The organism is Pseudoxanthomonas suwonensis, assembly GCF_010093235.1.
Taxonomy (GTDB): domain Bacteria; phylum Pseudomonadota; class Gammaproteobacteria; order Xanthomonadales; family Xanthomonadaceae; genus Pseudoxanthomonas; species Pseudoxanthomonas suwonensis.
On sequence record NZ_PDWP01000008.1, the window covers coordinates 78147 to 93337 of the forward strand.

Consider the following 15191-nt stretch of genomic DNA (forward strand, 5'->3'; position numbering starts at 1 on the left):
TGTGCAGTGCGGCAAAACCGCCGGACTGTACGCGCAGGCACCTGTTGCGGGCATCGGAGGAGAGCATGGTTCCACCCTTCCTGGCGCGATTGCTGCTGCCGCTGGCGATCGCCGGCGCGGCCGCTCCCGCGGCGGCGGCCGGGGCGCCGCCGCACATTCCCCTGTGGCCGGGCACGCCGCCCGGCTCCGAAGGCCTGGCCCTGGAGCAACGCGTGGTGGAGCGCAGCAGCGATCCGCGGCTACCGGACCGCTACGTCGACAACATCGGCCAGCCGTTCCTCAGCGTGTACCGGCCTGCCCGCCCCGACGGCCGCGGCCTGCTGGTGGTGCCGGGCGGCGGCTACCAGCGGGTGGTGGTCGACAAGGAGGGCACGGCCCTGGTCCCGCACTTCGCCGGCGAGGACGGGCTGACCCTGTTCGTCCTGCACTACCGGCTGCCGGGGGAGGGCCACCGGGAGCCACGCGACGTGCCGCTGGCCGATGCCCAGCGCGCCATCCGCCTGGTGCGCCAGCGCGCCGCCGAGTGGGGCATCGACGCGGACAGCGTCGGCGTGATGGGCTTTTCCGCCGGGGGCCACGTCGCCGCCAGCCTGGCCACCCGCCATGCAGAGCGCGTGTACCCGGCGGTGGACGAGGCCGACCGCCAGCCGGCGCGGCCGGCCTACGCGGTCCTGGTGTATCCGGTGATCGACATGGGTGCCCACGCGCACCCGGGGTCGCGCGAGCGCCTGCTGGGCCTTTCGCCGGACGCGGCGGCGGTGCGTGCGTACTCGCTGCAGAACCGGGTCGACGCTACGACCCCGCCGGTGTTCCTGCTGCACGCGCAGGATGACGGAACGGTGCCCGTGGAGAACACGCTGCTGCTGGACGCGGCGTTGCGTACCGCCGGCATCGACCACGAAACCCACCTCTACGCGCACGGCGGCCACGGCTTCGGCGTGCGCCAGGCGCACGGCAGCCTGGCCTTGTGGCCGGCGATGGTGCGCGCCTGGATCGATGTCCAGGCGCCGCCGCGCGATGCCGGCGCCGGCAGGTGAACCCCGATCCCGACAGTGGAGGCCGCATGACCCAGCAACCGCCATCCCGCCCGACCGAGCCACAGGTCGATGCCGGTCGCCGACGCCTGCTCCGGGCCGGCGCCGCCGCGTCGACGCTGGCGCTTGCAGCCGGCACCTCCCTGCCGGCGTTCGCGGCGCCGCCCGCGCCGGTCGTGGCCACCGTCCATGGCCGCGTGCGTGGCCTGCGCGAGCACGGAGTGCAGGTTTTCCGCGGCATCCGCTACGGCGCCGATACCGCGCCGGTGCGGTTCCGCGCACCGTTGCCGCCCGCGCCCTGGCGCGGCGTACAGGACGCCACCGCGTATGGCGCCCAGGCGCCACAGCGCTCGCGCGAGGGCATGGGCAGCGAGGACTGCCTGTTCCTCAATGTCTGGACGCCCGACACCGACCCGAGGGCCAGGCGGCCGGTGCTGTTCTACATCCACGGTGGCGGCTATGACGCCGGCAACGGCAGCGACCCGCTGTACGACGGCACGCGCCTGTGCACGCGCGGCGACGTGGTGGTGGTGACCGTGAACCATCGCCTCAACGCATTCGGCTACCTCTACCTCGGCCTGCTCGCCGCGGGCTACGGCAGCTCCGGCAACGCCGGGCAGCTGGACCTGGTGCTGGCGCTGCAGTGGGTGCGCGACAACATCGCCCGCTTCGGCGGCGACCCGGGAAACGTCACCGTGTTCGGCCAGTCCGGTGGCGGCGCCAAGATCGCGACCCTGATGGCCATGCCCGCCGCGCGCGGCCTGTTCCACAAGGCCTGGACCATGAGCGGGCAGCAGGTCACCGCCGCCGGCCCGCGCGCGGCGACCCAGCGTGCGCAACTGTTCCTGCGCACCGTGGGCATCGATCCGGACGCCGGCGACGCCCTGGCCCGCCTGCAGGCGTTGCCGGCGCAACGCATCGTGGAGGGCACGACCGCGCGCGACTTCTCCCGGGTCGAGGACACGCGCCTCTACTTCGGCCCGGTGATGGACGGGGAGGTTCTGCCGCGGCATCCGTTCTGGCCCGACGCGCCGGCGCAGTCGGCCGCGATCCCGATGGTGGTCGGCAATACCCGCGACGAGACCCGCGCCTTCCTCGGCGGCGATCCGGCGAACTTCGAGCTGGGCTGGGAAGAACTGCCGGCGCGGCTGGAGAAGCAGCAGTACGTGGACATCCGCGCCGACCTGGTGGTCGCGCATTACCGCGCGCTGTACCCGCACTACACGCCGTCGGAGGTGTTCTTCGCCGCCACCACCGCCGGGCGGTCCTGGCGCGGCGCGGTGGAGGAGCTGGAAGCGCGCGCGCGCCAGGCGCGTGGCGCGGCGCCGACCTGGGCCTACCAGCTGGACTGGGGTTCTCCGCTGGACGGCGGGAAATTCCGCGCCTTCCACACCCTGGACATCCCGCTGGTGTTCGACAACATCCGCCAGCCCGGCTCGCGCACCGGCGAGGGCGCGGCCGCGCAGCAGGTGGCCGAGGCCATGTCCGGCGCGCTGCTGGCGCTGGCCCGGCATGGCGATCCCAACCATCCCGGCCTCCCGCACTGGGAGCCCTATACCTTGCCGCGGCGGCAGACCCTGCTGTTCGACGTGCCGCCATCGCTGGCCGACGATCCCCGCGGCGGCGAACGCGCGTTCTGGCAGCAGGCGCCGTTCGTGCAGCGCGGGACGATGTAGCCCGGCCGGCGCCGTGCTCAGGACGGTGCCGGGCAGCGATCCGTACCGGCAGCGCCGGCAGCCAGCGATCGCAGCGGCACCCAGGTCACGGCCACGTCCTCCTTGTTCACCGCGTAGGCCACGACCAGGCGATCGTCCCACAGCACGCTCTTGGGATAGTGGTAGCCGGGGCGCTTGTAGCGGCCCCCGGCGCGCAACGGCGGCAGCGCGTCGCGGCCGCGCGGCAGGAAGGAACGGTCGAAGCAGCGGCCGTCGGCCGACAGCGTCACGGCCAGCGGCATGCGCTCGCGCTGCCCGCTGGGTGCGTTGACCAGGAAGGCGCTGCCGTCGGGCAGGTTGCCGGCGCTCTGCTTGGCGCGCGAATCCGGCATCGGGGTGAGCGCCGGCACGGTCCAGGTGCCGCCGCGATCGCAGCTCTCGCTGGCCAGCTGGCGGTAGCTGTCGCCCTGGTCGCGGAACACCATCACCGCGCACTCCCCGCCGTCTTTGGCGCGGCGCAGGAACAGGCTCGGTTCCAGCTCGCGGCTGGCGGGGCCTGCATGCGGCAGGTTGCGCATCGCGCCGCGCTGCCAGCCGGCCAGGCCCAGCGGATCGTCGCTGAAGAACGGCGCGGCGAGGATCCCCGGCCGGAGGTGGAAGGCGGCGAGGATGCGGCCGTCGGAAAGCGCGTGGGGGTCCTGTTCGATCACGCCCGGCACGGGGGCGCCACCGGTCCCAAGCACGGGCCGCAGCGGCGTCCACTGCACGCCGTCGGTGCTGAGCCGGTAGCCGGTCCAGCCACCTGCGCCGGACTGGAAGCCGGACGGCCAGACGTTGATGTACGCGACCAGGGTCCGGCCATCGCTCCACCAGCCGCCACCGGAATGCATGGCGCCGCCACTGCCTGCCTCCATCAGCACCTCGGGCCGGCTCCAGTGCACGCCGTCGTCGCTGCGGCTGTAGAGCACGCGGGTGTCGGGCGAGTCCTCGTCGCGCGCGGAGTTCTGCCACTGCACGTAGAGCCGGCCCCCGAATACCACCGGCACCGCGCCGTTGTTGAACATGCCGCTCGCCGGATCCGCCCGGAACACGGTGGCGCTGGTGGTGCCGGCCGCCGGGCGCAGCCCCAGGTCAGGGGCCTGCGCATCGAACAGGCCGGTGGCCAACGCGTAGGGAGGCGATGCCGGCGTCGCCGGATCGGTGGCCGCGGCGATGGCGCTGGCCGTGGCCAGCACCAGCGCCAGGCATGCACGCGTGCGTCGCATTCCGCCGGCCGCGCTCAGTAATCGAGCGCGCGGTAGCGGAAGTCGCGGAAGTGCACCTTGCCGCTACCCGCGGCATAGATCGCCGGCTTCAGCGCCAGGAACTGCCCGGCCACGTTGTGGTGGTAGCCGGACACCTCCATCTGCACGGGGTACTTTTCCCAGCGCTTGCCGTCGCGGCTGGTGTGGAAGGTGACGATGTGCTGGTTGTTGGTCACCCGCAGCCACAGCTTGCCGCCCTTGCCCGGCGGCAGGCCTTCCACCGGACGCTCCTGGCCGTAGCGGTGCATGATGAAGCGCTCGCCGTTGCTGCCCACGCCGACGTAGAGGCGGTCGCTGTAGAACAGCAGCGCGCCGCCGACCGCGCCCGGCTCGATCTCCAGTTCCACTTCGAACTGGTAGGCCTTGTCGCCGGCGATCACGGTCAGCGGCGAGCTGTCGGCCGGGGTGCGGCCCTTGCCCTGCACGCCCATCGCGCCGTTGCCGAAGGACAGGCGGTCGTACTCGTCCCGGCCAGGGTCGTAAAACGACCACTGGTGCCCGAGGGACGTGCCGTCGAAGGTGTCGGACAGCGCCATGCCATGCGCACCGATGGCCTCGCCGCTGGGCTTGCGCAGCGGCTTGCCGAGGTCGCCGCCGCGGGCCAGGAACCAGCCGTCGTCGGTCCACTCGATCGGCTCCAGCAGCGCCTGCCGGCCAAGGGTCCAGTATCCGTTCTCGTAGCCGTGGTAGATCATCCACCAGCGGCCGTCGGTACCTTCGACCACGGTGGCGTGGCCGCGCGACCACCACGGTTCGTCGCGGCTCCGGGTGCGGGTGATCGGATTGTGCGGCGAGTTCTCCCACGGCCCGTGGATCGACTTGGAGCGCGCGGTGATCACCATGTGTCCGGTCGGCGGGCCGGCGGTGCCGCCCACCGCGGTGGTCATGTAGTACCACTGCCCGCGCTTGTGGATCTTCGGGCCTTCCTGGGCGTAGCCCTCGACGTCCCAGCTCTCGGGGTACTTCCAGCCGTCGTAGACGTGCTTCGGTTCGCCGACCACGCGCAGCCCGTCGTCGGACAGCTGCACGTAGTCGCCCCCGCTGAGGAACAGGTAGCGCTTCCCGTCCTCGCCGACCGCGTGGCCCGGGTCGATGTACTTGCCCAGGCCCAGCTCCACCGGCTCGCTCCACGGGCCGCGGATGTCGTCGGCCCACACCACCCAGTTGCTGCGCACGCTGCCCTCGGTGCCGCCGGTGCGTGCCGGGAAGTAGATGTAGTAGCGGCCCTCGTGCCTGACGATGTCCGGCGCCCAGATCGAACCGACGTTCCTGGTGATCGCATGGCCCAGCGGCACCCAGTTGACCAGGTCGCGCGAATGCCAGATCGGCAGGCCGGGATAGGCGTCGAACGAGGACAGGGTCAGGTAGTAGTCGTCGCCGTCCTTGAGCACGGAGGGGTCGGGGCGGTCACCCGGGAAGACCGGGTTGAGGAAGGTGCCATCGCCCAGGTCCGCCTGGCGCTGGTTCTCGATGCCGCGCTTCCACGGGCTGGCCGGTCCGGCCGCGGCAGCCGTGGAGACGGCGCCGGCCAGCAGCAGGGCGGCGAGCACGGGGAATCTCGGGAGGAAGGACGTCGGCATGGTGCTCCTTTCGGGAAACAGGGTGGACCGCAATTCGGATGACACCGATGGTCAAACGGACCGTACCAGAGCATTCGCCGGTGGGGCATCCTGCGTTGCAGCAAGGTTTGCGCGGCATCCGCGGCTACATTGGACGCCTCCGGAGGCGGTCCGGGACGTCACAGAATGACACCGACAGTCAGCCGCGCGACGCCGCTTCCGGCCCACCCTCGACCTACAGGTGACTGATGCGCAAGGGAGAGTTTTCCAGGTCCGGAACCCTGCTGCTTCTGCTGGGCCTGTCGCTGCCGGCCCTGGCGGCGCCGGATCCTTCGATCAGCAAGCGTCCGCCCGTCAGCCCGATACGCGCGAGCAAGATCGTGCTGGTCGGCGATTCCACCACCGCGGTGCAGGGTGGCTGGGGCCCGGCGTTCTGCGCGCGCCACGTCAGCTCCTTCCTGGCCTGCGTGAACCTCGCCCGCGGCGGACGCAGCACCTACAACTACCGCGCCGAGGGCTCCTGGGACATCGCCCTGCACGAGATGCGGCCGGGGCCCTACCAGGACGTGTACGTGCTGGTGCAGTTCGGCCACAACGACCAGCCGGGCAAGCCCGGGCGTTCCACCGACCTGCAACGCGAGTTCCCCGGCAACCTGCGTGCCTACGTGCGCGAGATCCGTGCCGCGGGCGCCAGGCCGGTGTTGCTGACGCCGCTGACCCGCCGCCAGTTCAGCGACGGCCGCCTGGTCGACGACCTGGCGCCCTGGGCCGAGGCCACCCGCCGGGTTGCCGCCGAGCTGCAGGTGCCGCTGGTGGACCTGCACGCGCGCAGCACCGCGGCGGTGCAGGGGATGGGCCCGGTGCAGGCGATGCGGTTCGCCCAGGCGCGACCGGCGCCGCAGCAGGTGGTCGCGGCCCAGGCCGGAAGCACCATCGGCATGGCGCCGGTGACGCCAGCGGCCACGCCAGCGGCCGCCACCGTGCAGGCCAACGCCGCGGCCGAACCCATGGGCACGCCCAAGGAAGCCTTCGACTACACCCATCTCGGCACGGAGGGTGCCGGGTTCTTCGCCGCGATCGTGGCCGACGAGCTGGCCCGCGCCGTGCCGGAACTGCGCCGCAACCTGATTCCCTGAGGCAACAGGCCCGGTCCCCGACGAGGTCGGGCCACTGCGCAGAGGCCGCTCCCTGGTCTGCACGGGCCAGCTACACCTCCCGTGCGACCAGGGGAACCGCCTGCATGCGCGGGCGCCATGGCGGCGCGTTGGCGTCGCGTCCCCGGCGACATGCAGGCCGGCCGCCGCCCCGTGCGGGGCGGCCGGCTGCTGCTCAGTGCAGCGGCCTCAGGTTGTTGAGCAGGGTCACTTCCGCGGCTTCGCCATCAAGGGCCACCCGCACCCTCAGGCCGTGCGGATCGCGGCCTCCCAGCGGCAGCCGTACCTGCGCCGTCTTCGGTTCCAGATCCAGCGGCGCAGCCAGGGCCGGTAGCGCGACGCGTGCCAGCTCGCGTCCGCGCGCGTCTTCCAGCACCGCGTAACCGGCCGGCGTGGCGACATGGCCCAGGCTGTGCACGGTCAGTTCGACCAGGTCGCCCTGCACGCGCACGTCGCCGCGGCCGATGCCCAGGTCCGGACGGGTCTCAACCGGGGTGCCGGCCTCCACCAGCTCGAACTCGAACACCTGGTGCCGGCCCGGGGTGAACACCAGTCCGGTGGAGCGGCTCTTCTCCAGCCTTACCTGGCGCTCGCTCCGCCTGCCGTCGATCTTGCCGTCGCCGTCGCGGTCCACGCCGCTGCGCACCCGCCACAGGCCGGGCGCCACGTTCCAGGTGGTCATTTCCGCGGACGCCGGACGCTTGCCGGTGTTGAACGCGGTGACGGTGAAGCGCTCGCGCGAGGGCGCGTCGACCAGCAGCGCGACTTCCTCCGCCGCCTCGTCGCGCTCGAAGCGCCAGCTGACGGTATGCCCCGGCCAGCTCTGGTTGCGCTTGAGCGCGATGCCGCCCAGGCGCGCGCGCTGCAGGAATTCCGAGGGCGCCTCGACCCGGTCGGACCACCAGTGGCCCTCGGTGTTCATGTACTCGCGCTGGGCCTTGGCGCGGATCCCTTCGGCGTGCAGTTCCTCGAGGTAACGGCGGTCGCCGGTCAACTGCCAGGCGGTGACCCCGGGAAAGCCGGTGCTGCCGCGGTCGGCGGCCTCGACCAGGGCCTTGCCCCAGTCCTGCTCGCGGCCCAGCACCTGGACGAAGTTCTCGCCCAGGTTGGACAGCGCGGCCGGGCCGCCGCGGGCGACCCGGTAGTTCAGCGCCCGCAGGTAGCGCTCGTCGCCGGTCCAGCGCCACGCCGCCCAGAACAGGTGCATCACGTCGCCGGCGCCGGAGCCCTTGTTGAGCTCGCCGCCACGCGTCCGGCCGGTGGCCCAGTGGATCTCGTTGGGCAGCACCCATTGCCCGTCCGCGGCGGAATAGGCGTGTGCGAGGTAGCCGTCCGCCAAGCCGGTGATCAGCTTGCGGCTGGTCGGATCGGCGTTCCACTGGCCCACCAGGAAGGCCGGGTGCAGCGCCGGGAAGGAATACGGCTTCTGCCACTGCCAGTTGGGGTCGCGGTAGACCTTGTTGCCGCCGAACCAGTTGCTGGAGAACAGCAGGTGGCCCTGCGGGTTGGGCAGGATGATGCGCTCGTCGAAGGCCTTTACCGTCTCCATCAGCCGTTCGACGGTCAGCGGATCGCCCCAGTTGAGGTAGAGCATCGCGCTGTTGGAGTTGATGCCCTCCTCGTAGGCGTGCAGCTCGTCGGTCTCGATGGTGCTCAGGCCATCGGTGAACATGCCGTTGCGGTACACCGCCTCGGCCAGCGCGGTCAGCGAGGCGTTGATCCGGTCCGGCATCACGCCCATCAGTGCCAGGCCCGGCCACTGCTGCACCAGGTCGCTGTCGTCGGAGATGCCGCCGCCGAAGTCGCCGTACTCGACCTGGCGCTGCTCGATCCACCACTGCACGAAGCGGCGCACGTACTTCAGGTCCTCCAGCTGGCGGAAGGCCCACAGCGGCACGCCCTTGGGCGGCTCGGGCTGCTTGAACGGGGGCCGGCCCTGGCTGGCGTAGCTGATGTAGGTCCAGTACAGGCGGCCCAGCTCGTGGTCCGGGTCCACCCGCAGCAGGTCGGAGATGTCGGCGTACACCCGCGCGTACAGGCGCTGGCGCTTGGAGGTGGTGTGCTCCTCGACCAGGAAGCCCCAGTTGTCGCGCACCTGGTTGAAGCGGTCGGCCAGGTGCTCCCGCTTCGCCTCCTCGCGCGCCTTGAACACCAGGCGCACCTCGGCGCCGTCCAGCGAGGCGGCGTTGAAGCCGGGCGCGGCGCTGGCCACGCTGATCCACAGGCTGTCGGCGGTGAGGATGCGGTCGCGCAGGTCCAGGTACACCGTGCGGGCCTGGCCCGGGCGCACCGACACCGACACGTCGATCATGTCGCGCGCCGGCCAGATCGGGTCCTTGACCCGGATGTTGAGCGGGATCAGCCCGTCGTGGGTGGCCGGCAGGTCCAGCGCGGGGATGTCCAGGGCGATGCCGTCCAGGCCGTCGTGCATGTTCTCCCAGCTGTAGGCCCAGCTGCGGATCAGCGGCTGCGCCGGCGGCGCGTCGCCCACGCCGGACGGGACTAGGATGTGCACGATGGGGTCCGGATCGGCCGGCAGGCTGGCCGGGTCGCGCCGGCGCGACCCGGCGCCGCGCGGCAGGGCCATCACCGTGCTGCGCTCGCCTTCCGGGTAGCGGCCGCGGATGTAGTCCAGCAGCCCCTGCACGTTGCCGTAGTCCGGCAGCACCCGGCTGTCCACCAGGTAGCGCTGCTTGACCGTGCCCTCCGGCTCGGGCGCGTCGCTGACGTGGTAGGCCCAGATCTCCTGGATCGGCGTCTCCTGCTCGGCGTTGGAGAAGCGCAGGTGGCCGCCGTGGCGCTCGCCGAAGGTGTGCACGCTGCGCACCACGCCCTGCGGCCGGGTGAACAGCGGCTCCAGCGCCCCGGCCGAGGGGCCGGCGCTGGCCTGGCCCCAGGCGGCGCCGCGGATCTCGACGCGGTTCCAGGGCTCGTCGGGCAGGGCCAGGTCCAGGTTCCAGCCGCCCTCGGCATAGGTGTTCCAGTCCGGCAGCTGGAAGTAGTCGTTGCGCCCCGGCAGGCGCGAGCGGTTGTACACGCCCGGCCAGGTGGTCTCGGGGATGCCGTCGGTGCCCTTCCACATCCACTGCTTCTTGTCGCGCACGTCGGCGAACTCGAGCTTGCGGATGGTGGTCACCGGCGCCTCCAGCGCCGGCGGGGCGGCGTGGTCCCAGCCGTGGCGGTGCAGCCAGGCGGCGCGGCGACGCGCCGCCGGCAGGGCCTCGCCGCCGGCGCGCGGCGGGTCCTGGCCGCGCGCCAGCGCCGCCACCGCGGCCGGGCGCAGCATGCGGTCGTACACGCGGATCTCGTCGAAGTCGCTGCCGCGCAGGAAGTTGTAGCGGCTCTGCCCCTGGTAGGGCGCCAGCACCCGGCCGGCCAGGCCCAACTGGTCCAGTGCGGCGTCGTAGTCGGCCGTGGCGTCCTGGCGAGCCACTTCACGGCCGTCGACGAACAGGCGCACGCCGGCGGTCTCGTCCCAGGCGAAGGCCAGGTGCGTCCACGAGGCCGCGTCCGGCAACGCGTCCAGGCGGAACGACACCCGCGTGCGCGCCAGGTTGGCATCGGTGACGAAGGCATCGAAGCCGTGGCCGTTCCAGTCGATGCGCAGCCAGGCCATGTCCCAGCTGCTGTGGTCGGCGTAGCCGACGCGGAAGATCACGAACGGCGCCTCGCCCACCGCGTAGCGCGGGCGCCAGAAGAACGACAGGGTGCCGCGCTGGGCCTGGATGTTGCCCGGCGCATTCCATGACAGCACGCCGTCGTCGGCCCATTCGATCGCGCCGCCGTGCACGCCGTCGGGCACGATTTCCACCCGGTCCTGGAAGTTGGGCACCGGGTCGCCGGCGGCCTGGTCGGCGACGAAGCCTTCGTCGGCGGCGACCCGGAACAGCAGTCGTGCTTCCTGTGCATGGGCGAGGGCCGGCGGCAGGGCGAGGGCCAGGGCGACGGCGGTGGCGAGCAGGAGCGGACGGCTGGGTTTGTTCATGCGTTGTGCGTTTCCACGATGGATCGAAGTATCCCCGTTGCCGGGCCCGGAGGCCGCACGGGTCAACGGCCGGGCGCGGGCAGCCCGTGGCGACGACGCCACTGCGGCAGCTCGGATTCCAGCAGGCGCTGCGGCCATGTGCCATACCAGGCATAACCGGCGCGGCGTTCACGGGACAGCTGCTCGAACGGCACGATGCTGCCGTCGCGTTCCACCACCAGGGGCTGCTGCCGCTGCAGGTCGTAGAACCGCGCCCACAGGCCGGCCCCCGGCCGTGGCACCAGGCGCGCGTCGCGTCCGTCCGGACCGTCGAAGCGCTCCAGCGCCAGGCCGTCGATGCGGTGCGCCTGCAGCCAGGCCGCGCCGGCCTCGACCGCGGCGACGATGCGCGCATCCGGCCGTGGCTGGCGCATCAGCAGGCGCAGCACGCCGACCGACTCGGCCGAGGCCAGCGACGGCAGCTCGTAGCTGCGCGCACGCGCCGGCTGCAGGGTGTCGCGGTCGTACTGCGCGGCCCATATCGTCGGGCGGCCATCCAGCACGACCTGCAGCCGCAACAGGCAGTCCAGGCCGCGGGTGGCGGCCTGCGCCGCGCGGCGGGCATGGTCCGGGCCCAGCGCATCAAGCCCATCGCGGCCTTCGGCCACGTCCTGCAGCAGGCCGACCACGTGCACCATGGCGTCGTCGTTGAGCGTGACCTGGCTGCGGTAGCCGCTGTGGTCCGGATGGAACTGCGGCCAGCCGCCACCCGGGTACTGCGCGGCGAGCAGGTAATCGACGCCGCGCCGCGCCGCCTCCAGGTAGGCCGGGTTGCCGGTGTCGCGGTACGCCCGGGCCAGGTAGGCGATCTCGCTGGTGGTGGCGTTGTTGTCGATGGTGGCGTCGTCCACCCGCGCCGGATCGCGCAGCTGGCGCAGCGCCGCTTCGTCGAGCGGCTGGCGGTAGTCGACCGCGCGCCCGCGGTAATGCTTGGACCAGCCTCCGGAGGCGGTCTGCAGCCGCAGCATGTTCTCCGCGACCGGATCGCTGCGCACGGTGGCCGTGGCCGCTCCGGCCGGCAGCGCGGTCGCCAGCCCCAGGGCGAGCGCCGCCACGCGCAGGCAGCGGGCCATCCGTCGCCGAAAGCCGGCCGGCGCCCGGTCGCCATGCGGAACCATGGCGGCCGGGCGCGGCCGGAAGTTCCGGTCGCACGCGTTCAGTCGGGAGGGGCAGGGCGACCGGAGTGGCACGGCTCAAAACCTGTAGCGCAGGCCGACGTAGTACTGGCGGCCGTTGACGGTGTAGCGGTCCGGCAGCTCGAGCGAGGAGTCGACGTAGCGGCTGTCGGGGGTATCGAGCAGGTTGATCGCCTCGAAGGTCGCGGTCAGGCGCGGGTTGATGCGGTAGGACATGTTGAAGTCCACGTTCTCCACCGAGTGCTTGCCGGTGACGTCGGCGGTGGCCAGCTGGTTGCCGTCCAGGTCCCACACGTTCTCGCGGCTGAGGATCTCGCTGATGTAGCCGTCGCGGTAGCTGGTTGAAACGCGCGCGCTGAAGCGGCCGTCGTCGTAGTACAGGGTGGCGTTGTACGAATTCGGCGACAGGTTGAGCAGGTCGTTCTCGGTGACCGTGGTGACCACGGTGGCGTTGCCGTTGGACGAGGTGCTGAACCAGTACTTGATGCTGGACTCCACGTGGGTGTAGTTCAGCTGCACGCCGAACTTGCTCCAGATGCCGGGCAGGAAGGTGAAGGGCTGCTGGTAGGTCAGCTCGTAGCCCTTCAGCGGCCCGCCCGGGGTGTTGTAGTAGCTCTGCACGTTGAACAGCGTGTCCGGGCCGAAACCGGCCGGCAGCAGGTCCAGCGAGTAGCCCGTGCCGCCCCAGGTGGAGATCAGGCGGGTGCGCTGGATGTAGCTGTCGATGTCCTTGTAGAACAGCGCGCCGGACAGCAGCGCGCCCTCGGCGAAGTACCACTCCAGGCCGAGGTCGTAGTTGGTGGAGCGGTACGGGTCCAGCTTCGGGTTGCCGAGGTTGATCGAGAACACCCGGCCGTCATCGAAGTACTGGGTCGGGCCGCCGCTGACGCTGGGCGATAGGTAGGTCAGCGTCGGGCGGGCCATGGTCTTGGCCGCGCCGAAGCGCAGGACCAGCTCGTCGGTGAGGTCCCAGGCGACGTTCAGCGAGGGCAGCACGTCCTGGTAGCTGTGGTTCACGACGCTGCGCACCAGGTAGCGCTCGCCCGGCGCCGAGGTGGCGTTGGCCACGCCGAAGAAGGCCTCGCAGTTGGACGCGTTGAGCGCCGGGTCCGAAGCCGCGCACGGCGCCCAGCCGGAGGCGGTGATCTTCGTTTCCACCAGGCGCGCGCCGATGTTGCCGCGCAGCGGGCGGTCCAGCAGGTCGGTATTGAAATCCAGCTGCAGGTAGCCGGCCATGCTGCGCTCGTTGACCTCGAAGTTGTTGTTCGAGGAGCCGAAGTGGCCGACCCCCGCCAGGCGGTAATCGCCGCCCTGCAGGCCGTTGTCGCAGTTGCAGTAGATGTCCAGCAGCTCGGCGACCTTGCCGAAGTCCGGCGTCAGCCAGCTCGAAGGCGCGCCGGACAGGTTGCGGCCGAAGCCGTCCAGGGTGGTGCTGAGGTCGCCGACGCCCACCCCGTCCGGCAGGGCCTGGGCCAGGCGGCCGTAGCTGATGTGCCGGTATTCCTCCGAGCGCATGTCGTAGTCCTTGTACGCCAGGCCGGCGCGCAGGGAGAACGTCGGGTTGAGGATGAACTGCAGGTCGACCTTGGCGGTGTCGAACGTGTTCTCGACTGACTGCGGGTTGAGGCGGACCTCGCTGATGTTGGCCCCGCGCGCGGTCCCGTTGCTGTTGACCGGTACCACACCGTATCCGCGCCAGGACCAGGCCGCCGGATCGTTGAGCGCGAACGGGAAGCCCATGCGCGGCATGTCCGGGTTGCCGCGCAGGTCCAGGACGAAGCCGTCGAGGTTGGAATTGTCGAAGCTGACCAGCGAGAACACCGGACGCTCGTAGTCGGAGCTGGAGTGGCCCAGCTGCGCGTCCAGCCGCACCGCATCGTTGAAGTGGTGCTCCAGCGACAGGCTGTACTGCTGGAACCTGGTCGTCTCCTCGATGCTGGTGGCCTCGGTGCGGAAGTCGACGTTGTCGAACACGCCATAGGTCAGGCGGTTGCGGTCGTCGACCTCGGCCTCGCGCACCACGATCTGGGTCTTGCCGCCGAGGTTGGCGGCGCGGTGCAGGTTGGCGCCGAGCGAGTCCTCGCGCTGGTCCTTGGACAGTTCCGAGTACATGGCGTCGAAGCTGACGATGGTGTCGTCGCTGGCGCGCCACTGCAGGGCGCCGGTCAGGCCCAGCCGCTCGATCTCGCTGGCGGTGCGGATATAGCGCGGGTAACGCGGGATCCAGGCGTTGGTCGCGGTCTCGTAGGCGGCGATGTTCTCCGGGGTGGCCGCCGGGCGCGGCAGCCCGGTGCCGCAGTTCTCCGCGTCGATGCCGTAGCTGCCCCAGCCGCTGTTGCGGTCCTGGTTGGCCTGCGAGCCGGTGCCGGCCGGGGTCTCGTTGGGCAGCGGGTTGCGCGGGGTCTGCGGGTCGTAGCCGACCGGCGAGCAGAAGCCGTAGGTACCGTTGTTGTTGGCGTTGGACTGGTTGGAGTTGCGGTGGTTGCCGTGTTCCCAGCGCACCGGGTTGTAGCCTTCCTCGTACACGTTGCGGCGGCTGTAGGAGGCCGACAGCAGGGCGCCGAAGCGGCCGTCGTTCCAGGTGTTGGACACCAGGCCGGAGACGCGCGGGTCGACCTCGCGCGCCAGCTCGCCGTAACCGGCCTGGGCGCTGGCCGAGGCGCGGAAGCCGTCGAAGTCGAACGGGCGCGAACCGCGCAGGTCCACGGTCGAGCCCAGCGAACCCTCGTCCATCTGCGCCGACTGGGTCTTGTTGACCTTGACCTGGCTGAAGAGCTCGGAGGCGAAGGTGTTGAAGTCGAAGCCGCGGCTGCGGTTCACGCCGCCGGTGCCGGTGCCGGCGGTGGCCAGCGCCTCCAGGCCGTTGAGGCGGACCCGGGTGAAGTCCGAACCCAGGCCGCGGATGGAGATGCGCTGGCCCTCGCCGCCTTCGCGGTCGATCGACACGCCGGCGATGCGCTGCATCGATTCGGCCAGGTTCTGGTCGGGGAACTTGCCGATGTCCTCGGCGTAGATCGCGTCGACCTGCTCGGTCGAGTAGCGCTTCTCGTCCAGCGACTTCTGCAGGCTCTGGCGATAGCCGGTGACGGTGACCGCGTCGAGCTCGGTCGGATCGGGCGAAGCCTGCTGTGCGGCGAGCGGCGCGGACAGGGCAAGGCCGATGGCCGCGGCAAGCATGGTAACCGGTGTCTTTCCGAAACGGACGTACGGCGACATGGGTCCCTCCCAAGACATATGCAGTGGTGGCTTGGAACCGTCGGCGCCGTCGTCGGGAACCGCATGGCGATGCGGATGACACCGATAGTCAAACCGAAGGTAGCAGCCC

Annotated in this window: 8 protein-coding genes; 3 read left to right on the forward strand and 5 right to left on the reverse strand. The window is 71.3% G+C overall.

The window, feature by feature from the left end; genetic code table 11:
* The first annotated feature begins 65 nt into the window (after window positions 1–65).
* Both CSC68_RS05325 and CSC68_RS05330 read left to right on the forward strand, forming a co-directional pair.
* Window positions 66–1037 carry an alpha/beta hydrolase gene (locus CSC68_RS05325; protein WP_162202493.1) on the forward strand — a complete coding sequence of 324 codons (972 nt, stop codon included), beginning with the start codon at window positions 66–68 and terminating at the stop codon, window positions 1035–1037.
* 26 nt (window positions 1038–1063) lie between these two features.
* Window positions 1064–2710, forward strand: a complete 1647-nt coding sequence (locus CSC68_RS05330) for a carboxylesterase/lipase family protein (protein ID WP_013533719.1) — start codon at window positions 1064–1066, stop codon at window positions 2708–2710.
* A 17-nt stretch (window positions 2711–2727) separates the two neighbouring features.
* Here the strand turns inward: CSC68_RS05330 and CSC68_RS05335 are convergent, their stop codons facing one another.
* Both CSC68_RS05335 and CSC68_RS05340 read right to left on the reverse strand, forming a co-directional pair.
* Entirely contained in the window at window positions 2728–3954 is a 1227-nt protein-coding gene (locus CSC68_RS05335) for a sialidase family protein (RefSeq protein WP_162202494.1), read from the reverse strand.
* A gap of 14 nt (window positions 3955–3968) precedes the next feature.
* Window positions 3969–5573, reverse strand: coding sequence for a family 43 glycosylhydrolase (locus tag CSC68_RS05340; RefSeq protein WP_013533721.1), 1605 nt, complete (start codon window positions 5571–5573; stop codon window positions 3969–3971).
* A gap of 227 nt (window positions 5574–5800) precedes the next feature.
* Here CSC68_RS05340 and CSC68_RS05345 point away from each other — a divergent pair, with 227 nt between their 5' ends.
* On the forward strand, window positions 5801–6688 hold the full coding sequence (locus CSC68_RS05345) for a rhamnogalacturonan acetylesterase (protein ID WP_162202495.1): 888 nt from the start codon (window positions 5801–5803) through the stop codon (window positions 6686–6688).
* Window positions 6689–6881: 193 nt separating this feature from the next.
* Here CSC68_RS05345 and CSC68_RS05350 read toward each other — a convergent pair whose 3' ends face one another.
* From CSC68_RS05350 to CSC68_RS05360, 3 genes are all read right to left on the reverse strand, one after another.
* Window positions 6882–10691: a LamG-like jellyroll fold domain-containing protein gene (locus CSC68_RS05350; protein ID WP_162202496.1), complete on the reverse strand. Its 3810-nt coding sequence runs from the start codon at window positions 10689–10691 to the stop codon at window positions 6882–6884.
* Window positions 10692–10753: 62 nt separating this feature from the next.
* On the reverse strand, window positions 10754–11803 hold the full coding sequence (gene pelA, locus CSC68_RS05355; RefSeq protein ID WP_013533724.1) for a pectate lyase: 1050 nt from the start codon (window positions 11801–11803) through the stop codon (window positions 10754–10756).
* A gap of 120 nt (window positions 11804–11923) precedes the next feature.
* Window positions 11924–15082: a TonB-dependent receptor gene (locus CSC68_RS05360; RefSeq protein ID WP_246193452.1), complete on the reverse strand. Its 3159-nt coding sequence runs from the start codon at window positions 15080–15082 to the stop codon at window positions 11924–11926.
* Window positions 15083–15191 lie beyond the last annotated feature (109 nt).

Excerpts from the sequence above, each read along its gene's own strand:
- CSC68_RS05325 (WP_162202493.1), top strand. The coding sequence starts at position 66 with ATGGTTCCACCCTTCCTGGCGCGATTGCTGCTGCCGCTGGCGATCGCC.
- CSC68_RS05330 (WP_013533719.1), top strand. The coding sequence starts at position 1,064 with ATGACCCAGCAACCGCCATCCCGCCCGACCGAGCCACAGGTCGATGCC.
- CSC68_RS05335 (WP_162202494.1), bottom strand. The coding sequence starts at position 3,954 with ATGCGACGCACGCGTGCATGCCTGGCGCTGGTGCTGGCCACGGCCAGC.
- CSC68_RS05340 (WP_013533721.1), bottom strand. The coding sequence starts at position 5,573 with ATGCCGACGTCCTTCCTCCCGAGATTCCCCGTGCTCGCCGCCCTGCTG.
- CSC68_RS05345 (WP_162202495.1), top strand. The coding sequence starts at position 5,801 with ATGCGCAAGGGAGAGTTTTCCAGGTCCGGAACCCTGCTGCTTCTGCTG.
- CSC68_RS05350 (WP_162202496.1), bottom strand. The coding sequence starts at position 10,691 with ATGAACAAACCCAGCCGTCCGCTCCTGCTCGCCACCGCCGTCGCCCTG.
- pelA (WP_013533724.1), bottom strand. The coding sequence starts at position 11,803 with ATGGCCCGCTGCCTGCGCGTGGCGGCGCTCGCCCTGGGGCTGGCGACC.
- CSC68_RS05360 (WP_246193452.1), bottom strand. The coding sequence starts at position 15,082 with ATGTCGCCGTACGTCCGTTTCGGAAAGACACCGGTTACCATGCTTGCC.